This is a genomic window from Actinoplanes sp. NPDC048988, assembly GCF_043197815.1.
Lineage (GTDB): Bacteria > Actinomycetota > Actinomycetes > Mycobacteriales > Micromonosporaceae > Actinoplanes.
In genome coordinates this window covers 710,468-729,962 of sequence record NZ_JBICTW010000001.1, presented here as the reverse complement: position 1 = coordinate 729,962, position 19,495 = coordinate 710,468, and the positions used below count along the sequence as shown (strand labels likewise).

11 protein-coding genes are annotated in these 19,495 nt (G+C 74.8%); 3 read left to right on the top strand and 8 right to left on the bottom strand.

The window, feature by feature from the left end; genetic code table 11:
* Positions 1-7 precede the first annotated feature (7 nt).
* Positions 8-10,063, top strand: coding sequence for a type I polyketide synthase (locus ACGFJ7_RS03340; protein ID WP_392640597.1), 10,056 nt, complete (start codon positions 8-10; stop codon positions 10,061-10,063).
* Between the two features lie 4 nt (positions 10,064-10,067).
* On the top strand, positions 10,068-10,733 hold the full coding sequence (locus tag ACGFJ7_RS03335; protein ID WP_360242621.1) for a class I SAM-dependent methyltransferase: 666 nt from the start codon (positions 10,068-10,070) through the stop codon (positions 10,731-10,733).
* A 143-nt stretch (positions 10,734-10,876) separates the two neighbouring features.
* On the opposite strand, the gene ACGFJ7_RS03330 is transcribed toward ACGFJ7_RS03335, so the two are convergent.
* Positions 10,877-12,205, bottom strand: a complete 1,329-nt coding sequence (locus ACGFJ7_RS03330; RefSeq protein WP_360242618.1) for a methylaspartate mutase — start codon at positions 12,203-12,205, stop codon at positions 10,877-10,879.
* On the bottom strand, positions 12,202-12,693 hold the full coding sequence (locus tag ACGFJ7_RS03325) for a cobalamin-dependent protein (RefSeq protein ID WP_360242615.1): 492 nt from the start codon (positions 12,691-12,693) through the stop codon (positions 12,202-12,204). Before ACGFJ7_RS03325 ends, ACGFJ7_RS03330 begins: the two co-directional genes overlap by 4 nt.
* Before the next feature lie 109 nt (positions 12,694-12,802).
* Between ACGFJ7_RS03325 and ACGFJ7_RS03320 the strand changes: the two genes are divergently transcribed.
* Positions 12,803-13,669: a methyltransferase domain-containing protein gene (locus ACGFJ7_RS03320; protein ID WP_360242612.1), complete on the top strand. Its 867-nt coding sequence runs from the start codon at positions 12,803-12,805 to the stop codon at positions 13,667-13,669.
* Positions 13,670-13,697: 28 nt separating this feature from the next.
* Here the strand turns inward: ACGFJ7_RS03320 and ACGFJ7_RS03315 are convergent, their stop codons facing one another.
* The 6 genes from ACGFJ7_RS03315 to ACGFJ7_RS03290 are packed head-to-tail and all read right to left on the bottom strand — an operon-like array spanning position 13,698 to position 19,322.
* Positions 13,698-14,897: a methylaspartate ammonia-lyase gene (locus ACGFJ7_RS03315; RefSeq protein ID WP_392640591.1), complete on the bottom strand. Its 1,200-nt coding sequence runs from the start codon at positions 14,895-14,897 to the stop codon at positions 13,698-13,700.
* Complete coding sequence (locus ACGFJ7_RS03310) at positions 14,897-15,961, bottom strand: hypothetical protein (RefSeq protein WP_360242606.1); 1,065 nt, start codon at positions 15,959-15,961, stop codon at positions 14,897-14,899. The genes ACGFJ7_RS03315 and ACGFJ7_RS03310 overlap by 1 nt, the downstream gene beginning before the upstream one ends.
* Positions 15,962-15,996: 35 nt before the next feature.
* Positions 15,997-17,055: an HAD-IIIC family phosphatase gene (locus ACGFJ7_RS03305; RefSeq protein ID WP_392640589.1), complete on the bottom strand. Its 1,059-nt coding sequence runs from the start codon at positions 17,053-17,055 to the stop codon at positions 15,997-15,999.
* A gap of 5 nt (positions 17,056-17,060) precedes the next feature.
* Positions 17,061-18,194, bottom strand: coding sequence for an acyl-CoA dehydrogenase family protein (locus tag ACGFJ7_RS03300; protein WP_360242600.1), 1,134 nt, complete (start codon positions 18,192-18,194; stop codon positions 17,061-17,063).
* The gene (locus ACGFJ7_RS03295) at positions 18,187-18,462 is read right to left on the bottom strand and encodes a phosphopantetheine-binding protein (protein ID WP_360242597.1); all 276 of its coding nucleotides are present in this window, start codon (positions 18,460-18,462) and stop codon (positions 18,187-18,189) included. Before ACGFJ7_RS03295 ends, ACGFJ7_RS03300 begins: the two co-directional genes overlap by 8 nt.
* The gene (locus ACGFJ7_RS03290; RefSeq protein WP_360242594.1) at positions 18,459-19,322 is read right to left on the bottom strand and encodes a 3-hydroxyacyl-CoA dehydrogenase family protein; all 864 of its coding nucleotides are present in this window, start codon (positions 19,320-19,322) and stop codon (positions 18,459-18,461) included. The genes ACGFJ7_RS03295 and ACGFJ7_RS03290 overlap by 4 nt, the downstream gene beginning before the upstream one ends.
* Positions 19,323-19,495: the final 173 nt, after the last annotated feature.

The following is a 19,495-nucleotide window of genomic DNA, read 5'->3' as shown; positions in this document are numbered from 1 at the left end:
CTGACCGATGTCCGAGGAAGAGAAGCTTCGCGAGTACCTCAAGCGGGCCATCGCCGACAGCCGCCGGGCGCGGGCCCGCCTGACCGAGGTCGAGGAGCGGGCCCGCGAACCGATCGCCATCGTCGGGATGGCCTGCCGCTACCCACTCGGCATCGGCTCGCCGGAGGAGCTGTGGGCCGCCGTGGCCGCCGGCACGGACGCCATCGGCCCGTTCCCGGGCAACCGGGGGTGGAGCGACGAGCTGTTCGAGCCCGGGTCCGCCGCGACGGCGAGCTCGCGCACCCGGGAGGGCGCGTTCCTCACCGATCCGGGCGACTTCGACGCCGCCTTCTTCGGCATCTCGCCCCGCGAGGCCCTGTCCATGGACCCTCAGCAGCGGCAGGTGCTGGAAACGTCGTGGGAGGCGCTGGAACGGGCGGGCATCGATCCGGCCTCGCTGCACGGCAGCGCGACCGGCGTCTACGTCGGCGGCATCACGCAGGAGTATCCCGCGCTGCTCGCGGCCACCGGCCTGGACCGCGAGGGGTACGCGCTGACCGGCACCACCAGCAGCGTGATGTCGGGCCGGGTGGCGTACGCGCTGGGCCTGGAAGGGCCGGCGGTGACCGTGGACACCGCGTGCTCGTCGTCCCTGGTCGCCATCCACCTGGCCATGTACGGCCTGCGGGCCGGCGAATGCGGCCTCGCCCTGGCCGCCGGGGTCAACGTGATGGCCACGCCGCAGTTCTTCGCCGCCTTCTCCGGCCAGGGCGCGGTCGCGCCGGACGGGCGCTGCAAGTCGTTCGCCGCCGCCGCCGACGGGATCGGTTTCGGCGAGGGCGTCGGCGTGCTGGTGCTGGAACGGCTCGGCGACGCGCGCCGCAACGGCCACCGGGTGCTCGCGGTGCTGCGCGGCTCCGCGGTGAACTCGGACGGCGCCAGCAACGGGCTCACCGCCCCGAACGGGCCGTCGCAGCAGCGGGTGATCCGGCGGGCGCTGGCCGCCGCGAGCCTGGAGCCCGGCGACGTCGACGCGGTGGAGGCGCACGGCACCGGCACCCGGCTGGGCGACCCGATCGAGGCGCAGGCGCTGCTCGCGACGTACGGTCGCGGCCGTTCCGCCGGCCGTCCCCTGTGGCTCGGCTCGGCCAAGTCGAACTTCGGGCACACCCAGGCCGCGGCCGGCGTCACCGGCGTGATCAAGATGGTGATGGCGCTGCGGCACCGGCTGCTGCCGCGCACGCTGCACGTGGACGCGCCGACGCCGCACGTCGACTGGGAGTCGGCTCCCGTGCGGCTGCTGACCGAGGAACAACCTTGGCCGGCCGGTGACCGGCCGCGGCGCGCCGGTGTCTCGTCGTTCGGCATCAGCGGAACCAACGCCCACCTGATCCTGGAGGAGGCGCCGCCCGCCCCCGAGGGCGACCCCGAGCCGGGCACGGAGCCCGGCGACCTTCCATGGATCGTCTCCGGCCGGTCGGCGGCCGCCCTGCGGGACCAGTCCCGTCGCCTCGCCGAGCATCTGGCGGAGCACCCGGGCCCGACGCCGGCCGCGGTCGCGCGGTCGCTGGCCGGCGCCCGGTCCGCCTTCCGGCACCGCGCGGTGCTGCTCGACGACGCCGAGGGGCGGATCTCCGCGCTCGATGCCCTGGCGCGCGAGGAGCCCGTCGCCACCGCCGTCACCGGCACCGCCGACGGCGGCCAGCGCGTGGTCTTCGTCTTCCCCGGCCAGGGCGGTCAATGGCCGGGCATGGGCGCCGACCTGCTCGACTCGTCGCCGGTCTTCTCCGATCGGATGCGTGAGTGCTCGGCGGCTTTCGCGCCGCACCTGGACTACTCGCCGGAGGCGGTGCTGCGGGGCGAACCGGGCGCGCCGCCGCTGGACCGGGTCGACGTCACTCAGGTGGTGAACTTCGCCGTCATGGTCTCGCTGGCCGCCCTGTGGCGCTCGGCCGGCGTCGAGCCCGCCGCGGTGATCGGGCACAGCCAGGGCGAGGTGGCCGCCGCGTGCGTGGCCGGCGCCCTGTCGCTGGCGGACGCGGCCCGGGTCATCGCGGTGCGGGGCCGCGAGGCGCTCCGCTTGGACGGCATCGGCGGCCTCCTCTCGGTGTGGCAGCCGGCCGGCGAGGCCGCGGAGCTGATCGAGCCCTGGGGCGACCGGCTCACCGTCGGCGCCGTGAACGGGCCCCACACGGTGATCGTGTCCGGCGAGAACGCCGCCCTGGACGAGCTGGCCGAGGTGTGCGCCGGGCGCGGCGTCCGCGCGCGGCGGGTCGCGATGCGGTACGCCTCCCACTCGCGCTACGTCGAGCGCATCCGCGACGACCTGGGCCGGGCCCTCGGCGAGGTCCGGGCGGCCGATGCGCCGATCGCCTTCTACTCCACCGTCACCGGGTCGCTGTTCGGCACGGACGGGCTCGACGCCGCGTACTGGTATCGAAACCTGCGCGAGCCGGTGCGCATGCACGACGCCGTCCAGGCCGCCCTGTACGACGGCTGCGACATGTTCGTCGAGGTCAGCCCGCACCCGGTGCTCGTCGGCGCGGTGCAGGACACGATCGCCGCCCGGTCCGCGCCCGCGACGGCGCTGGGCACGTTGCGGCGCGACGAGCCGGAGGCCTCGCGGATGCGGCGGTCGCTGGCCGAGGCCTACGTGGCGGGCGCGCCGGTGGACTGGCGGTCGCTGCTCGGCCCCGGCCCGTCGGCCGAGCTGCCCACGTACGCCTTCCAGCATCAGCGTTTCTGGGTGGAGGTGCCGGCCGCCACCGTCGCCGCCGAGGACTCGGCATTCTGGGACGCCGTCGGCGCCGGCGATCCGGCGACCCTGGCCGCCACCATCGGCCTGAACGACCCCGTCGCGCTGCGCGAGGTGGCCCCGGCCCTGGCCCGCTTCCACCGCCGCCGGCAGCAAGACTCCATAGTGGACTCCTGGCGTTACCGGGTGGTGTGGCGCCGGGCCGATCTTCCCGCCGCGGTGCCGTCCGGCACCTGGCTGCTGGTCACCTCGGGGGACGACACCGCCGCCGAGCCGGCCGCCGCCGAGCGGGCTCTCGTGCGGGCCGGCGCCGGCGTCGTCCGCCTCGACCTGCCGCCCGGCACCGGCCGGGAGGTCGCCGGTGCCCGCCTGCGGGAGATCGCCGAGCGGCACGGGGACCTGGCCGGGGTGCTGTCGTACGCCGGTCTGCATCAGCGGCCCGACCCGGCCCACGTGCCCCTCACCGCCGGGACGGTGGCCACCGTCGCGCTGGTGCAGGGCCTGCTCGACGCCGGCATCGGCGCGCGGCTCTGGGTCGTCACCCGCGGCGCCGAGCAGGTCGTTCCGGCCGACCCGGTGTCGGCCGAGGCCGCGGCGCTGGCCGGGCTGGCCCGCATCGCCGGCCTGGAGCACCCCGGCACCTGGGGCGGAATGGTGGACCTGCCCGCCGCGTCGGCCCGGCCCGACGCGGACGCGGCCACGCTGTGCACCCTGCTCGGCGGCGCGGCCGAGGACCGGGGCGAGGACCAGTTCGCGCTGCGCGCCGGCGGCGTCCTCGTCCGCCGGCTGGCGCGCGCGAGCCGCCCGCGCGGCGCCGGGGAGGGCTGGCGGCCCCGGGGCACCGTCCTGGTCACCGGCGGCACCGGCGGCGTCGGCGCCGAGGTCGCGCGCTGGCTGGCGGCGAACGGCGCGGAGCACGTCGTGCTGGTCAGCCGGGGCGGCCCGGCCGCGGCGGGCGCCGCGGCGCTGCTGGACGAACTGGACGTGCCGGCGACCGCGCTCGCCTGCGACATGGCCGACCGGGCCGCCGTCGCCGCGATGCTCGAGGCGCTGCCGGCCGAGCCGCCGCTGACCGCGGTGGTGCACGCGGCCGGTGTCGGCGCGCAGCAGGCGCTGGCCGACCTGACCCCGGAGGAGGCGGCCCGGGTCGCCGCCGGGAAGGCGGCCGGGGCCCGGCACCTCGACGAGTTGCTCGGCGACCGGGCGCTCGACGCCTTCGTTCTCTTCTCCTCGGCCGCGGCCGTGTGGGGCAGCGCCGGCATGGCGGCCTACGCGGCCGCGAACGCCTACCTGGACGGGCTCGCCGCCGATCGCCGCGCCCGCGGGCTGGCCGCCACCTCGATCGCGTGGGGCGGCTGGGCCGGCGCCGGCATGGGCCGGCTCGTCGACGACGCGCACACCCGGCAGGGCGTGCGCATGATGCCCCCGGCGGCGGCCCTGACCGCGTTGCGCCGGGCGGTGGAGCAGCGTGACGTCACGGTGACGGTCGCCGACGTGGACTGGACCCGGTTCGCCGAGCTCTATTCGCTCTCCCGGCGGCGACCGCTGCTCGACGAGGTGGCCGAGGCCTCCTCCGCCGGCGCGGAACCGGGCGACGACTCGCGCGCCGCCGCGCTCAGCCGCCGGTTGGCCCGGGCCGCCGACAGCGAGCGCGACGAGATCGTCCGCGATCTCGTCCGGGCCGAGGCGGCCGCGGTGCTGGGCCACGCCGGTGGCGACGAACTGCCGGCCGAGGTGTCCTTCAAGGACCTCGGCCTCACGTCGGTGACGGCGGTCGAGCTCCGGCAGCGGCTCGCCGTCGCCACCGGGCTGAGCCTGCCCGCCACGCTCGTCTTCGACCATCCCAGCGTCGACGCGGTGACCAGGCTGCTCCGCCGGCAGATGGCCGGTGGGCGAGCCGAGGCCGAGGGGCCGGCGCCGATGGCCGCGGTGGCGGATGCCGACGATCCCGTGGTGATCGTCGGCATGGCCTGCCGCTACCCGGGCGGCGTCACCGGGCCCGCATCGATGTGGGCGCTGCTGGCCAACGGCACCGACGCGGTGGGCCCCTTCCCGGCCGACCGGGGATGGACCGGCGACGGCGCCGGCTACCGGGCCGAGGGCGGCTTCCTCTACGACGCGGCCGGCTTCGATCACGCCTTCTTCGGCATCTCCCCGCGCGAGGCGCAGGCCATGGACCCGCAACAGCGACTGCTGCTGGAAACCGGCTGGGAGGCGGTCGAACACGCCGGCATCGACCCGGCCCGGCTGCGCGGCAGCGCCACCGGCGTCTTCGTGGGCGCCGGACCGTCCGACTACTCCGCCCTGCTCGGTGCCGCCCGCGGCGGGGCCGAGGGCTTCGCCATGACCGGCACGGCCGGATCCATCATCTCCGGGCGCCTCTCGTACGTCCTCGGACTCGAGGGACCGTCCCTCACGGTGGACACCGGCTGCTCCTCGTCGCTGGTCACCGTCCACCTGGCCGCCCAGGCCCTGCGCGCCGGCGAGTGCGACCTCGCCCTGGCCGGCGGCGTGACGGTGATGTCCACACCGGTGGCGTTCGCCGAGTTCGCCCGCCAGGGCGGCCTGGCCGGCGACGCCCGGTGCAAGTCGTTCGCCGGCGCGGCCGACGGCACCGGCTGGAGCGAGGGCGTGGGCCTGGTGGTGCTCGAACGGCTCTCCGCCGCCCGCCGCCACGGTCACCGCGTGCTCGCCGTGCTGCGCGGCTCGGCGGTGAACTCCGACGGCGCGTCGAACGGCCTCACCGCGCCCAACGGGCCCTCGCAGGAGCGGGTGATCCGGGCCGCGCTGGCCTCGGCCGGGCTGGCCCCGGGCGACGTGGGCGCCGTGGAGGCGCACGGCACCGGCACCGCCCTGGGCGACCCGATCGAGGCGCGGGCGCTGCTCGCCACGTACGGCGCCGGACGGCCGGCCGACCGGCCGCTCTGGCTCGGGTCGGTCAAGTCGAACATCGGGCACACCCAGGCCGCCGCGGGCGTCGCCGGGATCATCAAGATGGTGCTCGCCCTGAGCCACGAGCGGCTGCCGACGACGTTGCACGTCGACGAGCCGACGCCGCACGCCGACTGGTCGTCCGGCGCCGTGCGCCTGGTGACCGAGGCCCGGCCCTGGCCGCGCGGTGACCGGCCGCGGCGGGCGGGGATCTCCTCGTTCGGCATCAGCGGCACCAACGCCCACCTGATCATCGAGGAGGCGCCGGCGGAGCCCGAGCCGGCCCCGCGCGCGGCCGGCCCCGCGCTGCCCGTGGTGGTGACGGCCCGCACGCCGGAGGCATTGGCCGCACAGGCCGCCCGGCTCCGGACGTGGCTCGCCGACCGGCCCGGCCTGTCCTGCGCGGACCTGGCGTACTCGCTGATGACCACCCGAACCGGTTTCGAGCACCGCGCGGTGGTGACCGCCGGCGACCGGGACGGCGTGCTGGCCGGGCTGGGCGCCGTGGCCGAGGGCCGGGCCGCACCCGGCGTGTCGGTGAACCGTGCCCGCGCCGGCGGCCAGGTGGTCTTCGTCTTCCCCGGTCAGGGTGCGCAGTGGGCGGGGATGGCGGCGTCGTTGTGGTCGGTGTCGCCGGTTTTTGCGGAGTCGATGGTGGCGTGTGAGGCGGCGTTGGAGCCGTTTGTGGGGTGGTCGTTGCGGGAGGTGGTGTTGGGGGGTGGGCCGGGGTTGGAGCGGGTTGATGTGGTGCAGCCGGTGTTGTTTGCGGTGATGGTGTCGTTGGCGCGGTTGTGGGAGTCGTGTGGGGTGCGGCCGTCGGCGGTGGTGGGTCATTCGCAGGGTGAGATCGCGGCGGCGGTGGTGGCGGGTGCGTTGTCGTTGGTGGATGGTGCGCGGGTGGTGGGGTTGCGGTCGCGGGCGTTGCGGGCGCTGGCCGGCACCGGCGGCATGGCCAGCGTCGACCTTCCCGCGGAGGACGTCGAGCCGCTGCTGGAACGCTGGGACGGCCGGCTGTCGGTCGCCGCGGTGAACGGCCCGCGGACCGTCGTCGTCTCCGGCGAGGCCCCGGCGCTGGACGAGCTGCTCGCGCACTGCACCGGCTCGGACGTCCGGGCCCGGCGCATCGCGGTCGACTACGCCTCGCACTCCGCTCAGGTGGAGCGGATCCGTGAGGAGATCCTCGAGTCCCTGTCCGGCGTCACGCCTCGGCCGGCGGCCGTCCCGTTCTACTCGACGCTCACCGCCTCGCCGCTTCCCGGCGAGCGGCTCGACGCCGGCTACTGGTACGAGAACCTGCGCCGTCCGGTGCGGCTGCGAGCGGCGGTCGACCTGCTGGACGCCGACGGCTTCCAGCTCTACGTCGAGTGCAGTCCGCATCCGGTGCTCACCGTGGGCGTGCAGGACACCCTGCACGACCGGGACAGCGCCGCCGTGGTGCTCGGCACGCTGCGCCGCGACGACGGCGGCCTGGACCGCTTCCGGGCCGGCCTCGCCGAGGTTCACCTGCACGGCGTCGAGGTCGACTGGTCCGGTGCGCTCGGCGACGTCGAGGTGACGACCGTCGAACTGCCCACGTATCCGTTCCAGCGCACCCGCCACTGGCTGGACGGGCCGGTGCGCGCGGCCGACGTGACCGCCGCCGGCCTGACGGATCCGGCGCACCCGCTGCTGGCCGCCGGGGTGGAGGTGGCCGACTCGGGCGCCGTCGTCTTCACCGCCCGGCTGTCCCGCGCGGCCGCACCCTGGCTGGGCGACCACGTGGTGGCCGGGGCCGCGGTGCTGCCGGCCACCGCGCTGGCCGAGATGGTGGCCAAGAGCGGCGAGGTGGTGGGGCTCGGCCGGGTCGCCGAGCTGACCCTGCACGCGCCGGTGCTGGTTCCGGCCGAGGGCGCGGTGGACCTGCAGCTGACGGTCGGCCCGGAGGACGAGAGCGGGCGGCGCCCGGTGCGGCTGCACGGCCGGGCCGGCGCCGACGAGAGCTGGCAGGTGCACGGGAGCGGCTGGCTGGCCACGTCCGAGCCGGCGGCCGGCGACGACCTGGGCGCCTGGCCTCCCGCCGGCGCGCGCCCGCTCGCGGTCGACGACCTCTACGGCGGTCTGGCCGCGGCCGGTGTCGAGCTCGGGCCCGCGTTCCACGGGCTGCAGGCGGCGTGGACCACCGGCGACGCGGTCTACACCGAGGTCGCCCTGCCCGGCGAGGCCGGCGGGGAGGCGACCGGTCACCTGATCCATCCGGCGCTGCTCGACGCGGCCCTGCAAGGCATAGCGCTCGGTGAGCTGCTGCCGGAGGCGGGCGGGGGACACCGCCCGTTCTCCTTCACGGACCTCGAGATCCACCGGCCGGTGACCGGAACGGTGCGGGTCCGGCTGACCGCCGCCGGCGCCGACTCGGTTGCGGTGCTGCTGGCCGACGAGGCCGGAGACCCGGTCGGGACCATCGGGTCGCTGGTGCTGCGCGCCGTTCCGGTCGACGAGATCCGGGCCGGCGCCGCGGGAACGCATGACGGCCTCTTCCGCGTTGACTGGATGCCGATGCCGCCCACCGGGCCGGAGTCCGTCTCGATCGCCGTTCTCGGCGCCGGCCTCCCGCTCGACGGGGTGCGCCGCTTCCGCGACCTCGCGGACCTGAACCGGGCGGTGGACGACGGCGAGCCCATGCCGGACCTGGTTCTCGTGGCCGGCGTTCCCGATGTTCCCGGTCCCGGCGCTCCGGACCCGGAGGCGGGGCTCGCGGCACGGACCCGGGCGGCCACCCGGCACGTGCTGGCGCTGATCCGGGCCTGGACCGCGGACGACCGGCCGGCCGGACCGCGGCTCGCCTTCGTGACGCGCGGGGCGGTCACGGCCGCCGCGGACGACGACGGGCCGGACCCGGTGGCCACCGCGGTCTGGGGCCTCGTGCGCTCGGCCCACGCCGAACACCCGGACCGGTTCCGCGTGATCGACGTGGACGGCGCCGAGTCGTCGGCGCGAGCGCTGACCACGCTGAGCGTCGCCGAGGAGCAGTCCGCGCTGCGTGCCGGCCGGCTGCTGGTGCCGAGGCTGGCCCGGCTGCCGCGGGGCGAGCACGACTCCGTCCCGTCGGCCTCCTTCGACCCGGCGGGCCTGGTCCTGGTCACCGGCGCCACGGGCGGGGTCGGCTCGCTGATCACCGAGCATCTCGTCGCCGCTCACGGCGTACGCCATCTGCTGCTTCTCAGCCGCCGCGGCGGCGACGCGCCGGGCGCCGGCGAACTGGTGGACCGGCTGCGTCACCTCGGCGCCGAGGTGACGCTCGCGGCCTGCGACGTCGGCGACCGCGACGCGCTGCACCGCATCGTCCGGCGGGCCGAGGCCGGCCGGCCGCTGAGCGCCGTGGTGCACAGCGCCGGCGTCTTCGACGACGGGCTGCTCGCCTCGCTGACCGAGAACCAGGTCGACACCGTCTACCGCGTCAAGGTCGACGCCGCGGCGCACCTGCACGAGCTCACCCGGGACCGGCCGTCGGTGCCGCTGGTGCTCTTCTCCTCCAGCGCGGGTGTGCTGGGCGGCGCCGGTCAGGGCAACTACGCGGCGGCCAACGCGTTCCTGGACGGCCTCGCCGCGCACCGGCGGTCGCTGGGCCTGCCCGGCACGTCGCTCGCCTGGGGGCTGTGGGCCGACGAGCGGGGCATGGGCGGGCAGATCGGCGAGGCACAGCGGCAGCGCCACGCCCGGCGCGGCATCGTCGCGATGCCGGCCGCGGACGGCCTGGCCCTGTTCGACGCGGCCTGCCTCGCCTCCGAGCCGGCGGTGCTGCCGATGCGGCTGGACTGGCCCGCGCTGTACGCCAAGGGCCGCGTGACCGGCGTCCCCCCGCTGCTGCGCAACCTGGTCCGCGTGGCCCGGCGCCGGGCCGGCGCCGACCGGGCGGACCTGACGCGCCGGCTGAGCGGGCTGAACGACCACGAGCGGGCGGCCGCGCTGACCGACCTGGTCCGCGAGCTCGCGGCCGGGGTGCTCGGGTACGAGTCGCCGGCCGCGGTGGACCCCGAGCGGCCGTTCCGGGACCTCGGCTTCGACTCGCTCACCGCGGTGGAGCTGCGCAACCTGCTCAACGCGGCGACGGGGCTGCGACTGCCGGTCACCGTCGTCTTCGACCATCCGCAACCGGCCATGCTGGCCGACCGGCTGGCGGGCGAGCTGTTCGCCGGCGCGGCGCCGCGGCCGACCGCCGCCGACCCCGAGGAGCAGCGCGTCCGGGACCTGCTCGCGGCCGTGCCGATCGGCCGGCTGCGCACCGCCGGACTGCTCGACGCGCTGCTGGCGCTGGGCGATCCCGCCGCCGAGCCGGACCGCCCGGCCGGACGGCGGGCCGAGATCGAGGCCATGGACGCCGGCGCGCTGGTGCGCATGGCCATGGCCGAGGACAGGAGATGACGACGTGGCCGACCACCTGACGCTCACCCCGGACCTGCTCGACTACGTACGGCGGACGTCCCTGCGCGACGACGATGTCCTGCGCGAGCTGCGGGAGGTGACCGCCGAGCTGCCGGCGGGCCGGGCCCTGCAGGTGGCCGCGGAGGAGGGGCAGCTGCTCGCGCTGCTGGTCGCGCTGACCGGCGCCCGGACCGTGCTCGAGATCGGCACGTACACCGGCTACAGCGCGCTGTGCATGGCCCGCGCCCTGCCGCCCGGCGGCGTCGTGGTGACGTGCGACATCACCGCACGGTGGCCGGCCGTCGGGCGGCCGTTCTGGGAGCGCGCCGGCGTCGCCGACCGCATCGACCTGCGCATCGGCGACGCCCGCGAGACGCTCGCCGGCTTGGCCGCCGAGCGCGGCCCGGGCGGCATCGACCTCGCGTTCATCGACGCCGACAAGACCGGCTACCGGGAGTACTACGAGGCCGTGCTGCCGTTGCTCCGCCCCGGCGGCCTGATCGTGCTGGACAACACGCTCTTCTTCGGCCGCGTGGCCGACCCCACGGCTACCGACGCCGACACCGAGGCCATCCGCGAGCTGAACGAGGTGCTGCACGGCGACGACCGCGTCGACCTGTCCCTGCTCGCCACGGCGGACGGCATCACCCTGGCCCGCAAGCGGGCCTGACCCAAAGGAGGAACGATGCGAGGTGATGTCCGGCGTACGCCGGCGGCGCGGCCCGTCGGCCGCGACGAGCTGGTGGAGTCCCTGGTGGCCGCGCTGAGCGCGCTGCCCGGTCTGCTCGCGGCGATGCCCGTGCTCGGCCCCGATCACCAACTGGTGAGGGCGAACCGCCAGTCGTCGGCCGAATCGCCCTCGACGGCCGCCGGCCGCGGCGTGCCGGACGCCGGGCCGTCGTAGGTGCGGCGCACGTAGGACAGGTCGGCCAGCAGGCCGGCCGAGGTGACGCGCCGGCCGTCGTCGCGCACCGGCCGGCGCACCGGCAGCGCGCCGGTGTCGGACCAGCGCAGCCGGCCGTCGGCCGCCACATAGCCACGGGTCCGGCCCCGGTTGTCCGGATGCAGGCAGTACGGCACGTCGAGGTAGCCCTTGCCGAACGCGAGCAGCAGCGCCTGGCCGATCTCCGCGTGCAGGCCCAGCACCGCCTCGATGATCTGCCGGGCCTCCTGGTAGACCTCGGAGTCGTCACCGAACGGCAGCGGCACGACGTCGGAGGAGGCGAACGAGCCGGCGTAGCGCAGGGCCGCGACGTTCTCCTTCACGGTCGGGATGCGCCGCGACTCGGCGACCGTCTTGACGATCAGCCGCTCCGAGCCGCTGTAGACGGCCAGCCGCGCCGAGTGCCCGAGGAGCCGGATCGCGCCGTCGTCGGTGGCCGGGTACAGCCCCATGTACGTGTAGATGACGGTGTGCCAGTCGGTGGTGGGCAGCAGCTCCGCGCACAACCGGCGCAGCGCCCCCACCGCTTCCAGGTCCTGGGCCAGGTTGGTCTGCTGGGCGTAGCTGACCGACACGCTGCGGATCCCGTACCGGCAGAAGAACAGCGCCTCGAGCACGCTGATCGCCACCAGCAGGCTCGGCGGGCACAGCTGGCCCAGCAGGCAGCCGCCGAACGTCTCCAGGTGCGGCTCGACACCCCGCTCGCGGAGGGCCGCGAAGCGGTCCACGCAGCGGGCCCAGTTGGCCACCGACTCGGCCAGCGGCGTACGCCCGTAGGGCAGGCAGTACGAGACCGGCCCGCCCTCGGTGACGTCGAGCCCGAGGCGGATGAGGGCGTCGAAGATGTGGTGCGGTGTCGCCGACCCGTGCCGCACCTGCACGGGGAAGCCGGGCCCGCGGATCCCGTCGAGCATCGCCCGCGTGACCGACAGGTCGTGGCTGGCGATCGGGTAGCCGTTCAGCAGCGCGCCGTCGGCCAGCGCCCGGGACACCGCGGCCAGATCACCGACGCGGGTGTAGCTGTCCAGGGTGATCGTGCCGACGGTGGCGTGCCCGGCGCGCCGGGTCGCGGCCAGCCCGGCCCGCATCTGTGCCGGGTCGCCGAAACCCATGCGCGGCTGCACGACCAGGTCGCCTCGGTCGGCGGCCGCACGCACGAAGGCGCCGAAGCCGCCGGGTGAGTGCTGCCGGGCGCTCATGCCGTGGCCTCGATGGCGCTCGTGGCCGTGCCGGCCGCGAGCGCCACGAACGACTGGAAGCTGTCGATGCCGTCGTCGGCGAACACCGCGTCGAACCCGGCCGCCACGAGCTCCGCCGAGAGGGCGTCCACCCGGTCCGTCGACACGCTCAGCTTGCCGCCGATCACCACGGGGGTCGTGCTCAGCCCGGGGCACTCGCGCAGCCCGCGGATCACCCGGAGCGCGTCGGTGTGCCCGTGGCCGTTGACGCTGCTCATCACGACCATCGCCGGCGCGAGCCGCCGGCACTGCTCGATCAGCACCGCGTCGGGCACGCACGGGCCGAGGTTGACCACCTCGTAACCGAGTTCCTCGATGAGCAGCTGGAGGTACACCAGGTTCCAGGTGTGTGAGTCGGAGGCGAGCCCGGTCACGACCACTCGGGGTGGCCCGGGCAGTTTTTCCACGTCGGTCATCCGGCCGCTTTCCACCTGTGTCGGAATTCGCATTCCTGTGCGAGCGTAGCGGCGTTCGGCGACCGGCCGTACCCCTAGCTCATCCACCCTTACCAGCGGTTTAAGGGTTGTCCGGTCACGCCGGCGGTCGTTAGAAAAAGGCATGACTGCCCACGAGAGTGTCGACCAGGGAAAGGTGCGGTCGTACTACGAGTTCCGCGGCCGCAAGAATACGGGATGGGCCCTTTACCGCAGTTTTCTCGGTGTCCGGAGGTTCTATGTGAACTACGGCTACTGGGAGCCGGGATGCCCGGGCCTGGACGAGGCCGGCGACGCGCTGGCCGACCTGCTCGCCGAGACGGCCGGCATCACCGCGGGCGATCGGGTGCTTGACGCCGGATTCGGCTATGGCGAGCAGGACGTCCGCTGGGCCCGGACCCGCGGGCCGCTGCGCATCCACGGCCTGAACATCACGCCGGCGCAGGTCGAAGCGGCCCGCGAGCGGATCGCGGCCGAGGGGCTGTCCGACTCGATCGACCTGCGCGCCGGGTCGGCGACGGAGGTGCCGCTCGGTGACGCGACGGTCGACCGGGTCGTGGCGCTCGAGTCGGCCATGCACTTCCACACCCGGCAGCGGTTCTTCGAGGAGGCGGCTCGGGTGCTGGTGCCCGGCGGCACTCTGGCCACGGCCGACATCCTGCCCAGCCGGGCCGAGGAACCGGGGCGGGGACCGCTGGCGCGTCTCGGCCGCAAGCTGCGCGAGCGGACCATGCCGTCGGAGAACTGGTACACGATGGACGAGTACGCGGAGCGGCTGAAGCGCGCCGGCTTCGTCGACGTGCACGTCCGGTCGATCACCGAGCGGGTGATCGCTCCCCGGCTCGACTACATCCGGTCGAGGTTCTCCGCCCCGGAGAACAGCGGGCGATCGTGGTTCGAGCGCGTGCAGATGCGGCTGTTCCTCTCGGTCGCCGAGAAGCAGCGTGGCACCCGTGAATACGTCCTGGCCGTGGCGCGCAAGCCGGAGTGACGGCGCCGGCCGGCGCCGGCCGCGACGGTCAGCGCCGGCCGAGCATCGCCAGCACGCGTGCCTGCTCGTTGCGCACCAGCATGAGTCCCTCGTCGACACCCATGCCGGGTTTGGCCAGCTGGACGTCGGGCCGGGCGGCCAGGGCGACGTGGACCGAGACGCGCGCCGAGACCTCGGTCTCGGCGCAGCTGCCGCCGAGCAGCGCGCCGACGCCGGCCTGCCGGCAGTGCCGCACGGCGAGCAGGCTGTCCTCGATGCTGCCCAGGTCGGGCATCTTGATCTGGATCATGTCGCAGGCACCGGCCGCGACGAAGGCCAGGACGTCGTCCAGGGTGTTGCACCACTCGTCGGCCACCACTTCGACCGCGCTGTCCCGCTCCCGCAGCGCCGCCCGCAACGCGGCCATGCCGTCGATCTGCGCGGAACGGCTGCCGAGGTCGACCGGCGACTCGATCCGCAGCGGGTAGCCGGCCGCGGCCTTCTCGAGCCCGGTCAGGTGGTCGGCCACCGCCCGCAGGTCGCCGTCGAAGGCGAGCCCGGCCGTGCCGTACAGGTCGAAGTGGAGCACCGGCCGGTAGCCGGCGCCGCCGAGCCGGGCGATCCGGGCGGCGAGCCAGGCGACGTACTCGGGCAGGGCCTCGAACTTGGCCATGTTGTTGATCAGGCCGTGCGGCAGCGCGTCGGCCCGCTTCATGATCATCTTGTCGGCGTTGTCGTACCGGTCGTCGCCCGACTGCGCGTAGACCGGCACCGGCCGGTCCGGCAGCGCGAGACCGTACTCGTCGCAGAGCACCTCGCAGATGGTGCGGCGCCGGGCCGAGGCGACGGCGGACGCCCAGGCCTGACTGAGCCCGTAGCGCAGCGCGATGCTGTCGCCGGCCGCCGCCAGCACCTCCGGCAGCGCCGGCCGGAACTGGTCCGCGGTCCGGCCGGTCAGGTCCCGGCGCAGCCGCTCGGTGATGCGATCGTCAGGTTCCAGGGGCGCCTCCCGGCCGCCCGCTCCCGCGTACTGCACGGTCACCGCGTCACCCCAGGCGACCGTGCCGTCCTCGAGCCGCAGGCCCAGGCCGAGCCCGCGCGCCGGCACCCGGACGGCGGCGAATCCCGCGGTCAGAGGTGCGCCGGCGTACGCCTGCCCGTCGCGGACCGCGCCCGCGCGCACCGCCGCGAGATCGTCGTGGAAGAACCCGCCGGCGATCGGCGTCACCAGGACGTCGGTGACCCGCATCAGTAGACGCCTTCGGGCATCTTCCGGGTGTCCTGCAACGGCAGGACGTTGGCGACCCCGTCGCACGGGAAGGCGTCGCCGGTGTCGTGCCGGATCGCCTGGTCACGTTCGAGGATGTTGGGCAGGAACAGGTCGTCGTGCAGGGCGGTCAGCATCACGCGGCCGAGCTCGCCGTACTCGACCGTCCGGGTCCAGTCGCTCTTGTCCACCACTGCGAGCGTCACCTGCGGGAAGTTGGGCAGGTACGGGAGGATGTCGCCGTCCTTCTCGGCCGGGATGCCGGCGGAGCTGCCGAACGTGTTGCCGTAGCTGCGCCCGACGATCGCGCCCCGGAGCACCTCGGTGAAGGAGCGGAACATGGCCGGGGTGATGTGGGTGCCGCTGATCCGCACGCCCTCCAGCGCGGTGGCCAGCTCCGGCGCCCGCCGGATCAGGGCGTTCAGCAGCACCGGGGTGGTGTTCAGGTAGTTCACGCGCTGGCTGCGCATGATGGTCGTGACCTGCTCGATGATGTGATCGGTGTACTCGTCGGCCTCGGCCAGCTTGCCGGCCCGGATCAGCCGCTTCACCCAGCGCGGGTCGGCGTCGACCGTGTGCACGACGCCGCCGTACGAGGCGAGCTCGGGGATGCCGTTGGCGATCAGGTGCGGCCCGGTCGGGGTGGCCTGCACCCAGGTGCCGTCGGTGCGGAAGCCCTCGCGAGCGAACGACCAGTGCCGCCAGGCCCGGCGCTGCCGGGTCATCTCGGGCGTGTAGAGCACGCGGCAGGGATCGCCGGTGGTGCCGCCGGACTCCCACACCCGCCCGGAGAGCGGCCGGGGGACCGCGAGCGGGATCAGGTCGGCCGGGTCGAGCTCGCGCAGCTCCGGCAGCGGGAACGGGCCGAACGCCTTCAGCTCCGCGTAGCGCGTGATGTCGCGCGGGTCGAAGTCGAGCCCGGCGGCGCGCTTGAGCCAATAGGGGCTGCCCGTCTCCGGGTCGAAGTGCCGCCGCACCACGCGGCGGGTCCACTCGTCGATGTCCGTCTGCAGCCACGTGCCGACCAGGTCCGCGAAATCCGTCATGGCAGGGTCCTTTCGATCAGGAGGGGGAGCGGGCGTCACCGCAGGGCGGTCTCGAGCCGCATGGTGCTGGGTGGGTCCTGCCGTGCGGCGACGAGATGCAGGCGCTCGATGCCGTCGTCGCCGGGGCGGATCGCGGCCCGGCAGGCGCAGTCGTCGTCGGTGAAACCGGCGAACCGGTAGGCGATCTCCATCATTCGGTTGCGCGGCGTGCGCCGGAAGTCGGCGATCAGGTGCGCCCCGGCCCGGGCGGCCCGGTCGGTGAGCCAGTTGATGATGACGGCGCCCGCGCCCAGCGAGACGACCCGGCACGAGGTGGCCAGCAGCCGCAGGTGCCAGGCGCCGGGGTGCTTCTCGACGAGCATCACCCCCACCGCGCCGTACGGGCCGAAGCGGTCGTCGATCGAGGTGACCAGCACCTCGTGCGCGGGGTCGTCCAGCAGCTCGCGCAGGGCGGCGTCGGAGTAGTGCACGCCGGTCGCGTTCATCTGACTGGTACGGCGGGTCAGCTCCTCGACCCGGTCCAGGTCGCCGGGCGACCCGGCGGCGATCCGCACCCGCAGCTCGAGCGAGCGCAGGAATTCCTCGTCCGGCCCGTCGAACGCGGCCCGGACGGCGTCACGCCGGAAGGACGCCTGGTACATGGCCCGGCGACGGCGCGAGTCACTGGTCACGACGGCGGGCGTGAACTCCGGTAAGCCGGACAGGGCGGCCGCCTGCTCGTGGGTGTAGCAGCGCACCTCGGGCAGGTGGTAGGCCACCTCGGCCCGCTCGGCCGGCTGATCGTCGACGAAGGCCATGGCGCCCAGGGCGAAGCTGAGCTCGGCGGCGATCTCGCGCACGGCGTCGGACTTGCGGCCGAAGCCGATGCGGGGGAGCACGAAGTAGTCGGCCAGGCCGAGCTTCTCCAGCTGCGCCCAGGCCATCTCGTGGTCGTTGCGGCTGGCCACGGAGTGCAGGATGCCCCGGGCGTCCAGCTCCTCGACCGTCTCGCGGACGCCGGGGCGCAGCCGCGGCTCGTCGCCCTCGAGCAGGGTGCCCTCCCAGACCGTGTTGTCCAGGTCCCAGACCAGGCACTTGACCGTGACGGGTTCCATCGCCCTCACCTCCCGGTCCGGGCGGGCAGCGCCTCGACCGTGTGCCGCGCCAGGATGAGCTGGCAGATCTCGTTGCTGCCCTCGATGATCTCCATGAGCTTGGCGTCGCGATGGGCGCGGGCGACCACGTGACCGTCGTGGGCGCCCGCCGAGGCGAGCACCTGCATCGCGATCTCCGCGCCGCGGGCCGCCCCGGTCGCGCTGACCTGCTTGGCCAGGACGGTGGCGACCACCATCTCGGCGCTGCCCGAGTCCCAGCGGGCGCTGGCGTGCTCGCACGCGCGGAGGGCGTTCTGCTCGGCCACGTAGAGCTCGGCGAGGTGGCGGGCCACCAGCTGGTGCCCGGCGAGCGGGCGGCCGGACTGGTGGCGGGTGGTGGCGTGCGCGGCCGCGGCCTGCCGGCAGGCGGTCAGGATCCCCGCACTGCCCCAGGCCACGGACATCCGGCCGTACGCGAGCACAGTGGTGATCAGCATCGGCAGTGCCTGAGCGGTGCCGCCGAGCAGGTGGTCCACGGGGAGCCGGACGTCGTCCAGGTCGATGTCGGCGTGTCCCGCGGCCCGGCAGCCGTGCGCGTCGGCGATGGGCCGCACGCGCACGCCGGGTGCGCCGGCGGGCACCACGACAGCCGCGGCGCCGTCCTCGTACCGACCGAAGACGACGAGCAGATCGGCGGTCGCGGCGGCGGTGCACCAGACCTTCGCGCCGTCCACGACGACCCGGTCGCCCTCGCGCCGGATCGAGGCTCGCATCGCCGTGAGGTCGCTGCCGGCCGCCGGCTCGCTGAACGCCACCGCGGCGAGCCGGCCCCGGCACAGCTCCGGCAGCAGGCGCGCCCGTTGCGCGGCGTCGCCGAGCCGCTGCACCGCCCAGGCGGCCATGCCCTGCGAGGTCATCACGCTCCGCACCGAGCTGCAGAGGCTTCCCACGAACGCGGTCAGCTCGCCGTTGTCGCGGCTGGACAATCCCGGCCCGCCGTGGGACGGCGGAACCTGTGCGCAGAGCGCTCCGGCCGCGCCGAGCTCCCGCAGCACGTCGACCGGGATCCGGCCGGCCCGATCCCACGCCCCGGCGTCGTCGCCGATCAGCTTGGCCGCCAGGTCCGCCAGGTCCGCGAGGCCGCCGCCGGCCTCAGGCACCGCCGGTCTCCCGCAGCCGCAGGACCAGCCCGGTCATCGACACGATCGTGCGGAAGTTGTCCATCCGCAGGTCCGGCCCGGCGATCATGATGCCGAACGTCTGCTCCAGGTGCACCACGAGCTCCATGGCGAACATGGAGGTGACGGTGCCCGACGCGAAGATGTCGAAATCGGGCGCCACAGTGGCCTTCAGCCGCTTTTCGAGAAATTGCTGGATCGAGCTCTCGACCTGTGCGGACGCGGCCGGGCCGGCAGAGGAAATGGTCACGGTTGCGCCTCTCCGTAATCGTAGAAGCCACGCCCGGTCTTGCGGCCGTGGTCTCCCTTTCGCACTTTTTCCAGGAGGTTCTCGCAGGGCCGGAAGCGCTCCTCGCCGGTGCGCTGGTGCAGCACCCACAGCGAGTCGGCGAGGTTGTCCAGCCCGATCAGGTCGGCGGTGCGCAGCGGGCCGGTGCGGTGCCCGAGGCACCCCTCCATGAGCGCGTCCACCTGCTCGGCGGTCGCGACGCCCTCGGCCACGATGCGGGCCGCGTCGTTGATCATCGGGTGCAGCAGCCGGCTGGTGACGAAGCCCGGAGCGTCGCGGACCACGATCACCTGCCGGTCCAGCACGGCGAGCAGATCGCGCACGGCGGCCAGGGTGGCCTCCCCGGTGCGCGGACCGCGGATCACCTCGACCGCGCGGATCAGGTAGGGCGGGTTCATGAAGTGCACGCCGATCAGCCGGGCCGGATCGTCCACCGCGCCGGCCAGCTCGTCGACCGGGATGGACGAGGTGTTGCTGATGATCGGCGTGCCCGACGCCAGCACCGCGCAGGCCTCGGCCAGCGCCTTGGCCTTCGTGCCGGCGTGCTCGGTGACCGCCTCGACCAGCACCGTGGTGTCGCCGGCGCCGTCGAGGGACTCGCTCGCCGACAGCTCGCCGGGCGCGCGCTCCGCCGGTGCCGCGCCGAGCAGCCGCGCCAGGCGCAGCTGACGGTCCACGTCGGCGTGCAGCCGGGCCAGCCGCCGCGGGTCGGTCTCGACCACCCGCACCGGCACGCCGTGCAGCAGGGCGGTGGTCGTGATGCTGACGCCCATCACGCCCGCGCCCACCACCGTCAGGCGGTGCGCATTTGACTCAGTCATCGATTCTCCCAGCCCGGCCGAATGGAATTCCGCGCGGTTTCCGCCAGGCTAGGAAGCCCATTCCGGTCGCTACAACCCCACATTCCGGTTAGGGGTGGGAGCGACATTAGTGGTGCTTAGGGGTGTCGAATGGGCGGGCGTGGCTCCCAAGCTGACTGCACAGCTGAGGGAGG

What these genes read in the sequence shown, in the direction of transcription:
- ACGFJ7_RS03340 (WP_392640597.1), top strand. Translation starts at nt 8, where the DNA reads ATGTCCGAGGAAGAGAAGCTTCGCGAGTACCTCAAGCGGGCCATCGCC.
- ACGFJ7_RS03330 (WP_360242618.1), bottom strand. Translation starts at nt 12,205, where the DNA reads ATGAGCGCCCGGCAGCACTCACCCGGCGGCTTCGGCGCCTTCGTGCGT.
- ACGFJ7_RS03325 (WP_360242615.1), bottom strand. Translation starts at nt 12,693, where the DNA reads ATGCGAATTCCGACACAGGTGGAAAGCGGCCGGATGACCGACGTGGAA.
- ACGFJ7_RS03320 (WP_360242612.1), top strand. Translation starts at nt 12,803, where the DNA reads ATGACTGCCCACGAGAGTGTCGACCAGGGAAAGGTGCGGTCGTACTAC.
- ACGFJ7_RS03315 (WP_392640591.1), bottom strand. Translation starts at nt 14,897, where the DNA reads ATGCGGGTCACCGACGTCCTGGTGACGCCGATCGCCGGCGGGTTCTTC.
- ACGFJ7_RS03310 (WP_360242606.1), bottom strand. Translation starts at nt 15,961, where the DNA reads ATGACGGATTTCGCGGACCTGGTCGGCACGTGGCTGCAGACGGACATC.
- ACGFJ7_RS03305 (WP_392640589.1), bottom strand. Translation starts at nt 17,055, where the DNA reads ATGGAACCCGTCACGGTCAAGTGCCTGGTCTGGGACCTGGACAACACG.
- ACGFJ7_RS03290 (WP_360242594.1), bottom strand. Translation starts at nt 19,322, where the DNA reads ATGACTGAGTCAAATGCGCACCGCCTGACGGTGGTGGGCGCGGGCGTG.